This window comes from Neisseria sp. P0001.S005 (genome assembly GCF_051963715.1).
Genome location: NZ_JBQCTZ010000005.1, coordinates 1 through 16,616 on the forward strand (window position 1 = coordinate 1; position 16,616 = coordinate 16,616).

General features: G+C 41.3%; 17 protein-coding genes. 9 read left to right on the forward strand and 8 right to left on the reverse strand.

Translation table 11 applies throughout. The features are described 5' to 3' along the window. Positions 1-112: 112 nt before the first annotated feature. The 8 genes from ACTHSP_RS01525 to ACTHSP_RS01560 form a co-directional block, all read right to left on the reverse strand. On the reverse strand, positions 113-331 hold the full coding sequence (locus ACTHSP_RS01525) for a hypothetical protein (protein WP_440345498.1): 219 nt from the start codon (positions 329-331) through the stop codon (positions 113-115). 212 nt (positions 332-543) lie between these two features. Further along, complete coding sequence (gene virB11, locus ACTHSP_RS01530; protein ID WP_049329383.1) at positions 544-1,563, reverse strand: P-type DNA transfer ATPase VirB11; 1,020 nt, start codon at positions 1,561-1,563, stop codon at positions 544-546. 84 nt (positions 1,564-1,647) lie between these two features. Next, entirely contained in the window at positions 1,648-3,357 is a 1,710-nt protein-coding gene (locus ACTHSP_RS01535; RefSeq protein ID WP_053090744.1) for a calcium-binding protein, read from the reverse strand. Positions 3,358-3,368: 11 nt separating this feature from the next. Next, complete coding sequence (locus ACTHSP_RS01540) at positions 3,369-4,022, reverse strand: hypothetical protein (RefSeq protein ID WP_224783486.1); 654 nt, start codon at positions 4,020-4,022, stop codon at positions 3,369-3,371. Positions 4,023-4,085: 63 nt separating this feature from the next. After that, entirely contained in the window at positions 4,086-5,777 is a 1,692-nt protein-coding gene (locus ACTHSP_RS01545) for a type IV secretory system conjugative DNA transfer family protein (protein WP_049352198.1), read from the reverse strand. 330 nt (positions 5,778-6,107) lie between these two features. Then, on the reverse strand, positions 6,108-7,256 hold the full coding sequence (locus ACTHSP_RS01550; RefSeq protein ID WP_049329379.1) for a TrbI/VirB10 family protein: 1,149 nt from the start codon (positions 7,254-7,256) through the stop codon (positions 6,108-6,110). 2 nt (positions 7,257-7,258) lie between these two features. Further along, complete coding sequence (locus tag ACTHSP_RS01555) at positions 7,259-7,984, reverse strand: TrbG/VirB9 family P-type conjugative transfer protein (RefSeq protein ID WP_049329378.1); 726 nt, start codon at positions 7,982-7,984, stop codon at positions 7,259-7,261. Between the two features lie 2 nt (positions 7,985-7,986). After that, positions 7,987-8,820: a virB8 family protein gene (locus ACTHSP_RS01560; protein ID WP_440345499.1), complete on the reverse strand. Its 834-nt coding sequence runs from the start codon at positions 8,818-8,820 to the stop codon at positions 7,987-7,989. A 31-nt stretch (positions 8,821-8,851) separates the two neighbouring features. Here ACTHSP_RS01560 and ACTHSP_RS01565 point away from each other — a divergent pair, with 31 nt between their 5' ends. The 9 genes from ACTHSP_RS01565 to ACTHSP_RS01605 all read left to right on the forward strand — a co-directional run bounded on the left by ACTHSP_RS01565 (position 8,852) and on the right by ACTHSP_RS01605 (position 16,577). Further along, positions 8,852-11,302, forward strand: a complete 2,451-nt coding sequence (locus tag ACTHSP_RS01565) for a VirB4 family type IV secretion/conjugal transfer ATPase (RefSeq protein WP_440345500.1) — start codon at positions 8,852-8,854, stop codon at positions 11,300-11,302. A gap of 133 nt (positions 11,303-11,435) precedes the next feature. Then, positions 11,436-12,206, forward strand: a complete 771-nt coding sequence (locus ACTHSP_RS01570; protein ID WP_152333342.1) for a hypothetical protein — start codon at positions 11,436-11,438, stop codon at positions 12,204-12,206. Between the two features lie 94 nt (positions 12,207-12,300). Beyond that, positions 12,301-13,446: a type IV secretion system protein gene (locus ACTHSP_RS01575; RefSeq protein WP_049352204.1), complete on the forward strand. Its 1,146-nt coding sequence runs from the start codon at positions 12,301-12,303 to the stop codon at positions 13,444-13,446. Between the two features lie 31 nt (positions 13,447-13,477). Then, a complete protein-coding gene (locus ACTHSP_RS01580) occupies positions 13,478-13,987 on the forward strand; it encodes a DUF4189 domain-containing protein (protein WP_049352206.1) in 510 nt (169 codons plus the stop codon). 89 nt (positions 13,988-14,076) lie between these two features. Continuing rightward, on the forward strand, positions 14,077-14,385 hold the full coding sequence (locus ACTHSP_RS01585; protein ID WP_053090745.1) for a TrbM/KikA/MpfK family conjugal transfer protein: 309 nt from the start codon (positions 14,077-14,079) through the stop codon (positions 14,383-14,385). Between the two features lie 45 nt (positions 14,386-14,430). Then, positions 14,431-15,006 carry a type IV secretion system protein gene (locus ACTHSP_RS01590; protein WP_371464507.1) on the forward strand — a complete coding sequence of 192 codons (576 nt, stop codon included), beginning with the start codon at positions 14,431-14,433 and terminating at the stop codon, positions 15,004-15,006. A gap of 55 nt (positions 15,007-15,061) precedes the next feature. After that, entirely contained in the window at positions 15,062-15,589 is a 528-nt protein-coding gene (locus ACTHSP_RS01595) for a DUF4189 domain-containing protein (RefSeq protein WP_371464415.1), read from the forward strand. Positions 15,590-15,656: 67 nt separating this feature from the next. Next, complete coding sequence (locus ACTHSP_RS01600; protein WP_440345501.1) at positions 15,657-15,965, forward strand: TrbM/KikA/MpfK family conjugal transfer protein; 309 nt, start codon at positions 15,657-15,659, stop codon at positions 15,963-15,965. Positions 15,966-16,010: 45 nt separating this feature from the next. Further along, positions 16,011-16,577, forward strand: coding sequence for a type IV secretion system protein (locus ACTHSP_RS01605; RefSeq protein WP_371464509.1), 567 nt, complete (start codon positions 16,011-16,013; stop codon positions 16,575-16,577). Positions 16,578-16,616 lie beyond the last annotated feature (39 nt).

Genomic DNA, 16,616 nt, shown 5'->3' on the forward strand with positions numbered 1-16,616 from the left:
CCCCTGTTAGATAAGGGGGGCGCCATCGGCGCGCGTGAATCCGCCTTTGGCGTGTCGCTTACGCTGCCACCGCCAAACGCGGCTTCATGCGCTTTTTCGGTGCTGATGTTTTTCATTGGGACACCTCTTTGCTGATAATTTCGCGGACGAACAAACGACCGTATTCATTGGCGGCATTTCTAATCTGTGGAATACGGTCGGGGGAAGATATGGGAAAATTGACAGTTTTAAGACAACGGGTAACGTCAGAATCGTCTTTGAAAATACGAACGATGAAAGATTTTGGAAATTTAGGCGGTTCAGGATTGACGGTGTAGAAGACGATGCACATAAAAAAGCCCCTTTGTTAAAGGGGCTTTAGTTATGTTAAAAATGCCCCTGCGATAGGGCGCAATATATAAGGCTGTCTGAAAGATTTTCAGACAGCCTTTAAACCTTCATTAATATCACAACCTTAACAACATAAGCCTACAGTTGCTTTGCATGTTTCACACATTCTGTATCATCCAATGATATATTGCTTCAATTGCGTCATCTTCAACATTAAGTTTTAATAGGGTTAAAATCAATACCCGTAATATAACGTTGTCCAGCATGAGCTTTAATGTGCACAACAATATCAATGGTCTGCCTAAGCAGGTTTTTAATAACCTCAAACTCCAGACCACTTCCTTCTGGTGATGCTTTTACCATTAATGCCAATTGATCCCATGTTTGTTCTGTGCTACCAGCATGGCAACTTGTAATAGATCCCGGGTGTCCAGATGCACAATTTCGAATAAAATAAAATGATTCGTCACCACGTAGCTCTGCTAGAATAATTCTGTCCGGCTTCATACGCAGACAGGATTCCATACAACTTTTTGCCGTAATATTTGAACTACCTTGTCCACCTTTTGAGTAAAGCAAATGAACTACATTTTCATGAGGAATAAATAGTTCCCTAGCATCCTCAATGCTGATTAGTCGCTCACTTAAAGGAATGTGATTAACCAATGCTTTCATGAAAGTAGTCTTACCACTGCCAGTTGCACCTGAAACGACTATATTCTTTTTATATTCAACGGCTTTTTTAAAAAATTCTTCGTAGTTCCGATTGTTCTTCAGTTCTACTAATTCCTTATCTTGAGGAGATAATTCTCCATTTAACTCAATAATCTGACTAAAGAAACCATCTTTACTATACTGACTTAAGCTCTTTGTGTGTTTTGATGGCAAACGGATCGTAATTGAAGCTTTTCCTGCATCACAGGCAGGAGGAATCACAAATTGGGCACGTTGTCCTGTTGGGAATGTCAACGATACCATCGGCTCTGCTTCTGTAATTCGTTGACCAGTATTACTTTCATTAACAACAGCTGTACAGAACTGACGTGCCCTATCAAAGTTTAGCGTATTTACTTCTACCTTTTTCCAACCCTGAGAGGTTTCTAAAAATACCTCTCCTGGTCTATTAATACAAATCTCAGTCACATCAGGATCTTTTAAGAAAGAGGTAATTCCCAATACTTCATATTGATAATCTAAGAAATCCGCTGAAATTGTTGAGTTTAATTCATCCATAGTTAAAAATAAATTAATTTAAAATATGCGATTATAATGAAATTTAAAACTTGAGGAAGTTTTTTATTCAAGATTAAGAAACACCTATATTCCCCGAGCTTGTACTTGTGACAACTGTCTTTGCTGTGTTTCTAATTCAAATTGCTGAGCTGTTACCTGTACCTTTATAAGACTTTCCTCTATCGGTGTAACTGCAGCTTTTTGCATATCCACAGAAGCAGTTCTTAATTCAGGAGCCTTATCACCAATAAGAATCTGACCATTCTCTTTGATATTGATTAAAGAAGCCCCTCGCATCTTATTTGCATATCCTTCAGCAGCCAATGCCATAGCAATATTATCTAAGCTTCTTTCATCGTAGCTAATATCCTTTTTATTACAGAATTCAGTAAAAATTTGTTTACTTTGCTGATAGATATTTTGAGCATGTTGTGGGATAGCTTCCAACTTTAAAGGCTTCACAGATTGCATATTATCCCAATCGCCAGGAACAGGAGCATGCGCTATGTTGCTCTTAGGTTGATGTAAAATCTTAGTACTCTCTATTCCTGTAGCAGAATGTACTCTAATACTATTACTATCTCTGACACCACTACTATATTGGCCTGTTTTCTTTTCTTGTAAATGAATGCCTAAATCCCCATTTTTGAAATTTTCAATTTTAAGACCATTTATATCTAATGTCCCCGTATTTCTATCCCATTCATATACCATTCCAGCACTACGGTAAACGAAACGGTTTGGTTGAGATAAATCACGTACACCACCCTGTAATATATAGCCATTCAATGATACTTCACCCTTGCCGTCTGAATCTCGGATAATATCTAAATTGTCAGCACGATATTTGTCATGTCCTTTACCACCAAACAATTTATCTCTTCCAGAATTACCGGCTAAAATATCATTACCATTACCACCAATTAATACATCATTACCACTACCGCCTAATAAAATATCATTTTGATTAGTACCTTTTAAAACATCATCTCCGGCATCTCCATACATATATGCCCCACTTTTTAAATAAGTCTTAGCCCTGCCTATTAATAAACTATCACGGCTATATGATCCATCAGCAACAATTTTATTGTTGCCCTTATTTCCAAAAGTGTCATAATTTGCCATATGTTTAACAAATACTTGTTTGGAATTAGGGCTTATGGATGCTTCTTTAAAGTCTTTGGAAAAATTAGTACGGGTATTCAGGAAATGTTCAATATCAGTTTCATAATAAGTCATTCTGATTGATCCAGTTCCATTACTTGGGTACATACCATACATATTCTGGCGAGCAATTAAATCTTTAACCTCTCCAAAACTCTTACCTTTAACGTATGGGTAAAGATTACCACTAATTCCTGTACTATATGCCCTACCATTATATCTTTCTTCGTAAGCAACCATACGCGCTTCGTTAAAGATCGCCTCAGCTTCTCCATAGCCTCGCGCTTGAGCATAAGCCTTAGCAGTATCATAATAACTAGCTGATTTAGCTTGATGTTTACCTAATGCATGTCCTACCTCATGAGACATTGTTCTAGCGGTAATATATCGGATATCTTGTTCAAAATGGATACTTTTATTTTTCGGATCATAATATGCTCCTTCACGATTTTTTGGAGCAGGTTTGATATGTCCCCCTTTACTAGCGAAATGGTTAATTTGCTCCACTAATTCTGAGTCTTGCTTAATTCTATCTAGTTCAGACATTTGATTATTGAATCTTATTTTATGAAAACCAAGTGTCATCAATTCTGCTTCTGCTCTTTTATTCAGTATAATCTTTGGCATCCTAAAACTCCTTATGGCATTGGGCTCATTTTAAGATTGCTACAAAACTCTAAAGCTAAAATTGCACCTCCCCCAGAATTAGTAGCAATTATTTCACGGCCTGATTCTCTCCAATAATAATCTAGTCTTTCTTTTATTGAGTCATCATCTTTTCTTTTGGCTGAATACTCAAAATCTAAATACACCCCCTCAGGTATTTCATGTGTCATAGGCTTTGGAAAAAATTTAGGGAATGCATTTTCAGGAAATATGCTACCTATTTTATCTAGGTACTCTTTTGTTTGAGTAATATATAAACTAGATTTAAGTTCAGTATGCCTGAAAACGACATACATACCTATAGATGAATGAATATCTTGATTATGTTGCATATAATCATATGCCTCTATTACGGGTATTTGCCAAATCTCTTGTAATTCACTTGCGTACATCGTATAAAGGCAGTCATCTTTAAATGCCGTATCATACATCTGCTTAATTAGATCATCCCGATTTTCCACTTTGTGCAACATACTTCGGCAACGATTGCGCACTTGTTCCATAGTTATTTCCTTTTGTATATTCTGCATCTTGGAAGAATCCTTAATATTTTTATTACTAATCTGCGGAGTACAGGAGGTCACCAAGCATACAGTTAATATGGCTGTAATCGCTGATAGTTTCATATAAATTCCTTTTTAATCATTCTGGAAATTTAATTTTCAGACGGCCTTGAGCTTTTATTACTATTACCGTTTTCCTTTTAACGAGGCAACTTTCACTGTCTCCATCAGTCGTTTGGTAAATGTTCCATCTTGGTAATAACGGATTTTCCCCACTTGCGCCGGATGTGACATACCTTCGTAAAGGATAATTTCTTTATCTTGGCTCATTGCCTTTAACTCTTGCGGCAACATCAGTGCGCGACGCTCTTCGCTTTCTGAGACACTACGTTCACGTCCACGGCTGACATTTTTTCTTTTCACTGTGGTATAACCTAGCATTTCGGAGTATTCATTTGCATCCTGCTGTTCTCTAGGTGTATAGATGATTTGCAAAGCATGGTTAGTGATAATAGTACGCGCATATTCTTTGCCATAAACAGCATCTAGCTGGGCGACTGATTGGATAATCGGAAATAGGCGAATGTTGTAACCTGCCATATAGCTGACGGAATGAGCAATAATTTCAACTTTACCAATACTTGTGAATTCGTCCATTAACAACATACATTGGTGTTTCAAATCTGGGTTGTCCTGAGGCAGCTCTTTCGTATTTTGGTTGATAAGTTGAGAGAAAAAGAGGTTAACAATGACTCTTGACTCAGCAAGTTTGTTAGGAAGAATGCCGATATAAATAGTCATTTTCTTTTTACGTACGTCAGTCAACAGAAAATCATCAGCGGAAGTGGCGGCATCAATGACAGGATTAATCCACGGGTTGAGGGGTTCTTTAAATGTACCCATGATAGAACCGAAGGTTTCTTTTTCTTGAGAGATTAAACCGGAAAAAGCAGTTTTTGTAGCCTCGCTGAGGTATGGTTGTTGTGATAGAGATGTAAAGTATTCCTTGAGTTCTGTTCCATTACCTGATGAAAGACGGTATATTTTTCCTAATGTACAGGCCGGCTCATTTTCTTTGCCCACCACGGGAAAATCAGCCATTGCTTCATACTCATCAAAACAATAAAGTGAAAACGCCAAAAACGCATTTCTTGCCTGCGCTACCCAGAACTTATCACGACTATCCCCATCAGGATATAGCATTGCAGCTATCGACATTAAATCCGATACTCGCTGGTCAGGATCGGAAGAAACATAGGTAAACGGATTCCAACGGTGCGTCCTTCCATCTTCGGCAAACGGGTTGAACAAATAGACTTCCTGACCTAATACTTCTTTGCGGTAGCCACTAGTCAAATTGAAGTTCTCCTGTTTGATGTCCAAAACCACTACCGATCCTTTATAACTTAACAGGTTCGGAATAACGATACCGACACCTTTACCCGAACGTGTTGGCGCTGCCAACAATGCGAATTGCTGGCCATTGTAATGTAACAATTTGCCGTTGTATTTACCGACGACAATTGAAGTATCCGTTTGTTTGAAAAATCCTGCTTTTGTCAAATCAGCCATCCCGGCAAATCGTGCTTCTCCATGAAGACTTTGGGAAGCTGTACGCCAAATAGGAATTAAACCAAGCAGACCAATCAGAAAAGTAAAACCAAATCCAACAATTCCTGATGTTTTAATTTGTAGTGAATATTTGGCAACCTGAGGAATATCCAGCGTATTATAATATTTGAACCATGTTGTAAGTAGTAAGGGAGTTTTATCTAAGCCTAACCATTGCAGCAGGATAAAGCCTGAAAGGTAACAGCCTAATATGAAAGAAATTAATAGTAAAACTACCGTAATAATAGATTTGTTTTTTAGAGTCATTTCAATACCTGTAAGTCAAAGTAATAGATTATTTTAGCTTTCTAGTGAAGATATTAGTTTTCAGATAGCCTAAGGTTAAGGTGATGAGTGTATTATGAAATTTATCACTCTCTTTTAGTACTATCCTTGGCAGTTTCACTGTATGTTTGAACTAAATATTTTTTGCTTTTTTTGATAATACTCATGCACACTGCTCTATACAAACTCTTAGGGATACAGCTGGCAATAGAACTATAGATAATAGTAGGACGAGAGGCTTCATCAGCAATTATCCTTTATGATAAACACATAATGATTAGGCCGTCTGAAAAAACAGACGGCCCTTTAAAATTACTGCATAACCGAACTAAAATCAATGTCCTGGGCAGTATAAATATTAATCAAGGTCCCTTGGTTGATCGTTACTGTATTAGGACGAGCATTATTTCGCTCAAGCTGGCTGATAGCCTGTTGCTTCAATGTATTGGCTGTATCACTCTCGTAAGGATTAGTGGTAGTCGATGTGTTGGTTGTAACTGTTTGTCCTTGTGGACCATATTCAGTAGCAGCATATTTAAAAGCATCTGAAATCATACTAATCAATAAAGCCGATGCCAAACGTGATCCCCAATGAGACTTAAATTTACCAACATGGCCAGCCGCACCAAGATTATCTACTCCAGGGGATTCTAGTGTTACATCAACGCCTTCTGGTGTTATGATTCGATTCCAAATGACCTCCATCCGCGGGCCAGTAGGATTACTGGAACCATATTGTCCCATTACTTTCGAACCTTTCGGCAACAAGAGATATTTTCCACTGGCAGAGTATACAGGCTCAGTGATGATACAAGATGTAAACCCTTTTACTTCAGAAACAATTTTAGTTTCTAATACACAGCGTAAATAAGTACCCTGCAAAAGTAATTTATCCCTGTTATGCATATAACGGACAGCATTAGCTTGAGCTATGCCTGCTCCCGATTCTTTCTGAGCAGCCTCCCCATCTTCAACAAATTTAGAATCCGTGTTGGCATACATATCCGCAGGCTGCACGGGAATATTAGGAATTATAGGCGGAGGGGTATCTATTATCGGTGGAGATAGTGTTTCTATTGGTGGTGTAACAGATTCGGTAGTTTTAGAACTCTCTGGATCAGGCTTCTGCTCTTCCACTAAGTCAACCGGAGGTATCTGAGTAGCTTGAGGCTCCGGAGCAGGTAAATCTGGAACAGTAACCACCTGAGGACGTTCCGGTGGAGGTGTCTCCTCAGTGCCACTAAATTGATGATATGCAAATGCCCCTAACCCAGCCAATCCAAATCCCGCTGCCACAATAAAAGCAATTGCTTTTTTGTTAACAGTACGATCAACTGGAGCATTCAGTTGAGGAGCATTCTCCTCCAGCCCTGCCAATTGATCTTGCTCATACTGATTTGAATATAAGTTTTGTGATGACTCACTATCTTTATGATGTTCATTATTTAGCTTATCAGACATACTCAATTTCTCCTCAACCCAACTACATCATCTCCATGTCTTAAAACTAAAAACGGATAAGTTCCATGGATAATAACCACATTACCTTCAACATTACTATTTAGGACAAACTCAGTCCCTCTTTCAAACTTTCGACCATAAACGGTAGGAAAATCTCCTGTGAATTTTCCCTTACTCAAATGTACATAAGTAAATCTACCGTCATCATAAACCTTTAAAGGAACTAGCCAACGAGATGTGTCACTTACAGCCACATCATAATTAGTATTGTAAGTTTTAGAAGAATCATATTTCAGGCTATAACCAGCTAAAGTACTTGTCCGGAGACTAAAGTCTGTAGAATCAGGATATCTGAATTTAACTTGATAATTCACTCCCTTATCTGAAGCGTCAGCCAAGTTACCTACAACATTTTTCATAACTTTAAGTTCAAAAATGTATTGATGTGCCTGAGTACGCACAATGAGATTTGTATCAACTGCATCAGATTTTGGACGCAGATAAAATACATTTTCTCGGCGCACCAAGTCCCAACCACCACTCAGACCTGCACCAAAATCTTTAACCTTTTCACGAGAATCAAGTTCAATTTGTGTAACCACACCCTGTGCAGTATGAACTGGATATGTCGTATTTTCTTGAAACGTATATTCTTGAATAGCTGCAGCATAGACACTTCCTTGCAACAACCACGTTGCTGTTGCTGCTAAAACCATTTTTTTTAACATTATTAATTCCCACTTTCAACAGATATAGGAGAAGTACCGGGGACAGCATTATCCACAGATGTAGGGACTTCTGGTTGAGGTACACTTTGTATTTGTTGCTGAGTCTGACTTTCAGGCAATGTTCCACTAGAAAGATAATCAGAAGACAGATCTTGAACAGAAGATTCGCTGGCATCAGGATCGACACGATAAGACAACACTTGGAATCCTAGAGGGTTTTTTAACCTATACTTTTCATCCATCTTCAAATTACTATTATAAGTGTAGGTTAGAGTAGCAACATTACTATCTATGAATCTTGATATACCAGTACTCTTATTCAATAAAAATCTTTGGAATCTAACTGTCGCACTGGCATCACGGCCATCAGCCTTTCCGCTATTATTAAGAACGATACTCAAAATTTTAACGCGAATTGACTGAGTTGAGCCGTAAAGATTGAACGGGCTGTTAGGATTACTTTTATTCATTAGATTACGATAACTGTCAGACACACCTGCTACCGACATAGAATAAACTGTAGCCCAATCATTATCATAAATGATTTGACTATCAAAAGACTCCCTTGCAATAATAAAGTGAGAAATATTACTCTTGTTCACTGCCTCATTTTTAGTAATATCGAAATTATTCCAATCACCAGCCAACTTGGCAACTGTTGCCTGTCCTGTATAAATATCAGCCATGACAAGATAAGGTTCTTTTTCTTTCAACGGCAAGATATAAAATAACCCCCCGAGCAAGCACAAAGAAGAAAAAGTAGCAACACCGGCAACTACCCATGCCCTTTTCTCACTTTTCTTACGGATATCGACTAGAGTCGTTTCGAAATCCAAAGATTTTTTGACAGCTTTTTGAATTTTATCAATGTTTACTCCTGACGCATCAATCAGTCAATTCGTATCCCTATCCACTCATGTCTCTCCAACCATTGTTAAAACCACTGGTGGAGATTACCTGACAACATGGCATCTATCCGGCCTCCCCTTCGTAGGTCGTGAAGAATGGGAGCTTGAGCACAAACACAATACATTTAACCGTTTGCTCCAATCCTTGCGTGCCCCCGACTACGTAAATGTCGCCTTTTGGGTACATGACATTCGACGTCATCGTAATATCGATTTACGTCCTGAATTTCAAGAGTCTTTCAACCAAAGCCTCTCTGATCGTTATTTCTCTCGACTCTCCCAAGAAAAGCTCATGAATAACGAGCTTTACTTGACCATGATCTATCGCCCAGTTGTCGATGGCAAAAAATTCGTTGATAAATCGGGTAATATCGATCGTCTCAAAGCCGAGCAGGAACAAGCTATTGGTACACTTAACGAATTAGCAACCAACCTTGAAGCTGTTCTCAAAGACTACCATCCATACCGACTTGGTATGTACGAAGGTAAAAACGGGACTGTATTCTCTGAAACCCTCGAACTTTTCGGTTACATCCTTAACCGCGTTAACGAGCCAGTTCCTGTACTTCCTGCACCAGTTTACAACTACTTACCCCTTAGTCGACATCTCTTTTCTTCCAAAACCGGCGACTATATCGTCCGTACTCCTGAGGGTAAAAACCACTACGGGGCCATACTCAACCTTAAAGAATATCCTGATGGTACCTACCCTGGGATACTGAATGGTCTCAAATATTTGGATGTTGAATACGTCATCACCCATAGCTTCAGCCCAATGAGCCGATACGATGCTATGAAAACCCTCGAGCGCACTCGTGGCATGATGATCTCTTCCGGCGACAAATCCTTTACCCAAATTGCAGAACTCGACCATGCAATGGACCAGCTCGCATCTGGCAATTTTGTTCTTGGCGGCTACCATTTTAGCCTTGCTATCTATGCCGACAGCCAAGAGCAACTTTCCCAAAACATTGCCTCTGCCCGAGCCGAACTTTCCAATGCCGGCTTTGTAACGACTAAAGAAGACTTAGCTGTCTGCGCCGCATATTATGCCCAACTTCCAGGCAACTGGAACTACCGCACCCGCATTGCCAACCTCTCATCGTTAAATTTCTTGGGCCTCTGTCCTCTTCACAACTTTGCCGTTGGTAAACGTGAGGGCAACCCATGGGGGCAATGCGTTACCGTTCTTCAAACAACCAATGGTCAGCCCTACTACTTTAACTTCCATGCAACCCTTGAAGGTGAAGATTCCGAAGGTGAAAAAGCCATTGCCAATACCATGGTTATTGGTAAGTCCGGTACAGGTAAAACAGCCCTTATCAACTTCCTCCTTAGCCAGGTACAAAAATACGATCCCAAACCCACTATCTTCTTCTTCGATAAAGACCGTGGTGCCGAGATCTTCGTCAGAGCTTGCGGCGGTGCCTATATGGCGCTGGAAAGCGGTCAGCCGACCGGTTTCAACCCCTTCCAATGCGAAAATACAGAGGCAAATGTCCAATTCCTCTGTGGCCTTATGAAGCAATTAGGTGGCAAGGCGCACTATTCAGCAGCAGAAGACGACGACGTCCTGCGCGCCGTGCGAGCCATGCTTGATACCCCACCAGCGCTGCGTAGTATTTCCAACTTCCAAAAATCGCTACCCAATACTGGCGACGATTCCCTCTATGCCAATATCCGCAAATGGACTAGAGGAAACAGTCTCGGCTGGGTCTTTGATAACCCTCAGGACAAAATCGACTTCAGTGGTGCCAACATCATCGGCTTCGACTACACCGACGTGATTGAAAACCCACAGGTACGCGATCCAGTCATCGGTTATCTTATTCATCGAATGGAAGAGCTTATCGATGGCCGCCGCTTCATCTACATCATGGATGAATTCTGGAAAATCCTTGATGGCGAAGGCGGCTTGAAAGAGTTTGCTAAAAACAAACAAAAAACCATCCGTAAGCAAAACGGTATGGGTATCTTTGCCACCCAGTCTCCGGAAGACGCCCTCAAAAGCGATATTTCCGCCGCACTGATTGAGCAGACAGCTACCATGATACTGCTGCCAAATCCGAATGCAGATAAAAAAGACTACATCGATGGACTGAAGCTGACCGATTCAGAGTTCCAAGTGATTAAAAGCCTGGACGAGCGCAGCCGCTGCTTCTTGGTCAAACAGGGTCATGCTTCCGCAGTATGCCAGCTCAACCTACGCGGATTTGACGATGAATTGGCAGTTATCTCCGCCAGTACCGACAACATCGACATCATGGACGGCATCATCAAAAAAACGGCCGAACGTCTTGGTGTCGGCATCGATGCGGTAAGACCGGAGGATTGGTTACAGACCTTCTACGATGAACGTAAGGGTTCTGGTAAGAAAGCAGCCACCAACGTGATGCGCAACGCGGATTAGTCGTATAGACGAATAAACCCAAAGGCCGTCTGAAAACAGCAAGTATTTCAGATGTTCCTTACTGAAAAACAAAAAACTTGGATACGTTTAAATAATTTAATTTAAGAAAGATTGTAAGCAAATGAAAAACACAATGAAAAAACTGGCAGCAGTTTTAGTGTGCTCAGGAATGCTGGGAAATACATCCGTAACGGCAACAGGTATTCCGGTATTTGATGGAGCAGCGATGACCAATGCCTTCCAACAGCTGATGAACTGGCAGGCTCAATTATCCGCTCTCACTCGTGGGGGATTGGACAAATTAAAAGGCGCAGATACAAATGTTCGAGAATCTTCTCAAGCAAAAAAAATGTTTGAGCGACGCAAGAAAAAATGCAGGGAAATACAACAAAACAACCCTGCCTCAGGTACGATTTGTCTAAAAATTACAGGATTAGAACAAGAAAAATATGACCTGCTGGTTAAAATAGATAAGGAGCTTAAAGATGATTTTGATAGAATCAACGGCTTGGTAAAATCTCAAGGCAAATCAGCAAATTCAATGGCTGCTGCAACCCCTTTGTCTAAAGACACGAAAGGTTTTAATTACTCGAATCAGGCAGGTAAAGCTGAAACTGCCGAAAACAATGTACAGATACAAGTAAATGCCGTAATTGCCAAGTATAATCAGTACAAGAACCGAATTGAAACTTTAGACAGTATGATTGCACATTACAACTCAATGCGTAAAATGCTGACCAAAGAGCAGCTTACCGGCAGCAGTTTGAACAAAAAAATTACTCAAGTAACTACATACGGCAAACTGACTGAAGCTACGAATCGCTTTAGAGAAAAAGCAAAAGACGTAGTTGATGATAGAAAAGAAATCGAAAGCAAAACCAAACCGATCTATAAATCCAATTGAGTATAAGGCCGTCTGAACCGGATCGGTTTCAGACGGCCCAAACAAATCAATCATCCCATTGTTTTACAAAAATTAATCGAAAGCTCTTCTCATTATGATGGATTTACTCCTTTATACCGGCATTCGCGACTATCTTTATGCGCGAATCGGCTACTTTACCGAAGTAGTCTTATCTAAGAACTTAAATCTCGCCCTTACAATGGTTTTGGCATTGCTGACATTATGGATTATGGTTCAGGGCTATCTGATCGTAACAGGTCGGAGTCAGGAAGGCCTCAAAGGATTTATTTTTAACCTTGGTAAAAACTATGTTGTTATTGCCATTGCACTTGGGGTCTCCTTAGGTAGCAGCTTTAGCGTCCGTGTGTTGACTGATAATCTTGCCAATGGCATCAGTCAAGTTATGCATGGTAGTAACGATTTCGGCAGCGAGTGTCTGACCGAACAGACCTCCTATATTACCGGCTGTAAAATCGACTTAAACCTGAAAACAACTCAACTTGTCCTATCCAGCCTTTCTGCCATCGATACAGCAGATGACGACCATCTGGAAGATAAGCTTTCCGAAGCCAAATGGTTTGCCGGGGTAGGTACGGCAGGTCCAGCCGTCGTGGCAGGCACCATGCTCATCATGTACCGTATCGCGATTTCCCTGTTTGTCGGTTTCGCGCCTATTTTTATTTTATGCCTTCTGTTCAAAAGAACCGCTCCGCTGTTCCAAAAATGGCTATACTTCGGATTGGCTACCATCTTCTCCAGCGTCTTGCTCGGCGTTATGGCGGAGATTTCCATGGACTTGGTGGGCCACTTATTCGGCGGCGCGGCAGCCGGCAAATTTGTGGCAACTATCATCGGTGAAGGCGGCACTACCGGCATTATGGAAACCGTTACCCAACAGCTGGGCTTGGGTCTGATGCTCTCTACCCTGCTGATTACCGTACCGCCTATGGCAGGTATGTGGTTTAACGGTGTGATGGGCAGCTTCAGTGCTTACTCAGTCATCGGCAATGGAAATGGAAATCGCCAAGAAGTTCCGCCTCATTTGGATGGTGGGGCAAGTAGACAACAAATTTCAAATATTGATAAGCCTATGAATTATTACCAGGATCAGTATCAGCAACCTATATCGAGTTATACTACAGGAGGATATGGAAACGCTAACCAAGGCTTTGGTTCTAATACTGTTAAACCTATTGGTCAGTCTAAATTTGGTGCTAGTCAGACTCAAGAACCTCAATAGGCAAAACAAAATCGGACAAAGGATCTTACTGATGAAATACTTATATTTTATATTTGCAATAGGATTGGTAAATACAGCTTTGGCAACAAATCCTACATATGATGTAACCAAAGGTGCATTACAAAATGATCCAACGCTATGCCAATATGGTTACAATCCTAATTGTTCTCAGGCACATAAGCAGTCACAACAAACAATTGAACACATTTATGTTCATAGACCCCCAAAATTTGGCGCTTTAGCATATAGTTCAAAGGTTGGTCATATTGCGGGGTCTCTGAATCATAATTCTAAGGCTGAAGCTCAACAGGCTGCAATTCAGCGTTGTCAACGTGGAAGCAAGAATACCCCATGCAAAGTAATTGTATGGGTACAGAATGGTTGTGTTGCATCAGCAGTAGGAAAAATTAAAAATAAATTCGTTGTAGTTACCGGTGCAGGCCATCCAGGAACATCTGAGCAAATAGCTTTGCAAAACTGCAAAAAGGGCGGATTGGATGATTGTGAAATTATTATGCCCGAAGGTTGTTCTCTGCCTTAGTAGTTAGATAAAAGTGTACTGTCTGAAATTTCAGGCAGCACTTGATACCTTCTTCTAATCCCCAATTCAATTTTAACGAGTACGGCACGATGAAACACTTATCCATTTTTGTTTTAACAGCGGCCCTGCTACCGTTTTCTGCCTCTGCCGTCAACGCTTCAGATATTGCCGGCAAACTGCTGACAGGCGATAAAAAATATGCCTGCGAGGCCATTGCCTGCCTGACTTCTCCGGGTACGCCGCCTAAAGAATGCAACCCTGCACTGCACAGGTTCTATTCCATTCACCACAAATACGCGCAAGACACCATCAGCGCTCGCCGCCGCTTCCTCCAGCAGTGTCCTGCTTCCCATGATAAAGAGATTGCGCCTATTATCGAAATAGTCGTACATCGATAATCTATCTACACAAAGGCCGTCTGATATTCAGACGGCCTTTTGTAAATAGTCGGTTTCGCGCCTATCTTTATTTTGTGCCTCCTTTTCAAAAGAACCACCCCGCTGTTCCAAAAATGGCTATACTTCGGATTGGCTACCATCTTCTCCAGCGTCTTGCTCGGCGTCATGGCGGAGATTTCCATGGACTTGGTGGGCCACTTATTCGGCGGCGCGGCAGCCGGAAAATTTGTGGCAACCGTCATCGGTGAAGGCGGCACTACCGGCATTATGGAAACCGTTACCCAGCAGCTGGGCTTGGGTTTGATGCTCTCTACCCTGCTAATTACCGTGCCGCCTATGGCAGGCATGTGGTTTAACGGTATCATGGCATCCTACTCCGGATACAATGCAATGCAGGGTTGGGGAAACGGTCAGCCTGCAACACCACCGGGGATGAATAGCCAACAGGTTCAAGCCAACTATAATGTACAAAATCTTGACAACAGAAATGCAGATAACTCAAGAGCAGACACCGTACTACAAAGAAATATGTGGACTCCTGGTGGTAGTCAACCAGAAAGCACAACCACTGACACTACGAAATTACCTGGTCAGCAGCGCAGAGGAGATAACAAATCCTAGTATTTATGCGGCAACAATATGATAAAGTTTTAATGGTCAACAGACTGGACTTAAAATGAAAAAAATGCTTTTTTTATTATCAGGACTAGTAAGTCTTAATGTTTATGCCAATGGTTGTGGTGGTGAATACCAACCTGCAACTGGGACCTGTCGTATTATTGATAGCTCTGGTCGGCAAATCCTATATAATGTGGGTGCTCCACAATCTTCTAGTGGCTCTGCTCAGAGTCAACCTAGGGTTATCAATATCGATGTCCCTTCAAAATACGGAGCTTGGGCATTAAATTCTAAAACTGGTATTGCAGGCGGTGCACTAGATATGAATTCACTTGCAGCTGCGAAAAGAGAAGCCATTAAAACTTGTGAACGAGGTGGGCAAAATAGACCATGTAAAGTTTTAGTTTGGGTTCGAAACGGCTGTATCGCTGTTGCTCAAGGAAAGGATAGTAAATCATGGAGAAATTTTTTCGGAACAACTCCACCAGGTATGGCTGAAATAGAAGCATTAAGTAAATGTCAAGAACATGGACTTTCACAATGCAAAATTGTTGTAAACGAGGCCTGCTCACTACCTAAATTCTAGCCAACTTTTTTAGACAATCCTTGATACTTCCCTCTAATCTCCCTACTATTTTAACGAGTACGACACCATGAAACACTTATCCATTTTTGTTTTAACCGCTGTTCTGCTGCCGTTTTCTATACCTGTAGTCAACGCTTCAGATATTGCCGGAAAACTGCTGACTGGCGATAAAAAATATGCCTGCGAGGCCATTGCCTGCCTGACTTCTCCGGGTACGCCGCCTAAAGAATGCAACCCTGCACTACACAGGTTCTATTCCATTCACCACAAATACGCGCAAGACACCATCAGCGCACGCCGCCTCTTCCTCCAGCAGTGTCCTGCTTCCCGTGACAAAGAGATTGCACCCATTATCGAAATAGTCGTACATCGATAATCTATCTACACAAAGGCCGTCTGATATTCAGACGGCCTTTTGTAAATAGTCGGTTTCGCGCCTATCTTTATTTTGTGCCTCCTATTCAAAAGAACCGCCCCGCTGTTCCAAAAATGGCTATACTTCGGATTGGCTACCATCTTCTCCAGCGTCTTGCTCGGCGTCATGGCGGAGATTTCCATGGACTTGGTGGGCAACTTATTCGGCGGCGCGGCAGCCGGCAAATTTGTGGCAACCATCATCGGCGAAGGCGGCACTACCGGCATTATGGAAACCGTTACCCAACAGCTGGGCTTGGGTCTGATGCTCTCCACCCTGCTGATTACCGTACCGCCTATGGCAGGTTCTTGGTTTAATGGAATGATGGCAAGCTTCAGTGCTTACTCAGTCATCGGTAATGGAAATCGCCAAGAAGTACCACCCCATTTGGATGGAGGAGCAAGTCAGCGGGCTAATATCAATGTACAGAATTCAGCTGTTAATACTGTTAATAATGATTCAAACATTGGTAAACAAAATACATGGACGACTGGTAGCAGCCAAGCTAACAGTATGACCACTGATACAATGAAACTGTCTGGTGAACAGCGTAAAAATGATAGCAAATCCTAGTATTTTTGTAGTAGCAGATAAATAAAGATTTTAATAACC

Bases quoted from the DNA above. Each gene is read 5' to 3' on its own strand.
- ACTHSP_RS01525 (WP_440345498.1), bottom strand. From the start codon at position 331: ATGTGCATCGTCTTCTACACCGTCAATCCTGAACCGCCTAAATTTCCA.
- virB11 (WP_049329383.1), bottom strand. From the start codon at position 1,563: ATGGATGAATTAAACTCAACAATTTCAGCGGATTTCTTAGATTATCAA.
- ACTHSP_RS01535 (WP_053090744.1), bottom strand. From the start codon at position 3,357: ATGCCAAAGATTATACTGAATAAAAGAGCAGAAGCAGAATTGATGACA.
- ACTHSP_RS01540 (WP_224783486.1), bottom strand. From the start codon at position 4,022: ATGAAACTATCAGCGATTACAGCCATATTAACTGTATGCTTGGTGACC.
- ACTHSP_RS01545 (WP_049352198.1), bottom strand. From the start codon at position 5,777: ATGACTCTAAAAAACAAATCTATTATTACGGTAGTTTTACTATTAATT.
- ACTHSP_RS01550 (WP_049329379.1), bottom strand. From the start codon at position 7,256: ATGTCTGATAAGCTAAATAATGAACATCATAAAGATAGTGAGTCATCA.
- ACTHSP_RS01555 (WP_049329378.1), bottom strand. From the start codon at position 7,984: ATGTTAAAAAAAATGGTTTTAGCAGCAACAGCAACGTGGTTGTTGCAA.
- ACTHSP_RS01565 (WP_440345500.1), top strand. From the start codon at position 8,852: ATGTTTACTCCTGACGCATCAATCAGTCAATTCGTATCCCTATCCACT.
- ACTHSP_RS01570 (WP_152333342.1), top strand. From the start codon at position 11,436: ATGAAAAAACTGGCAGCAGTTTTAGTGTGCTCAGGAATGCTGGGAAAT.
- ACTHSP_RS01575 (WP_049352204.1), top strand. From the start codon at position 12,301: ATGATGGATTTACTCCTTTATACCGGCATTCGCGACTATCTTTATGCG.
- ACTHSP_RS01580 (WP_049352206.1), top strand. From the start codon at position 13,478: ATGAAATACTTATATTTTATATTTGCAATAGGATTGGTAAATACAGCT.
- ACTHSP_RS01585 (WP_053090745.1), top strand. From the start codon at position 14,077: ATGAAACACTTATCCATTTTTGTTTTAACAGCGGCCCTGCTACCGTTT.
- ACTHSP_RS01595 (WP_371464415.1), top strand. From the start codon at position 15,062: ATGAAAAAAATGCTTTTTTTATTATCAGGACTAGTAAGTCTTAATGTT.
- ACTHSP_RS01600 (WP_440345501.1), top strand. From the start codon at position 15,657: ATGAAACACTTATCCATTTTTGTTTTAACCGCTGTTCTGCTGCCGTTT.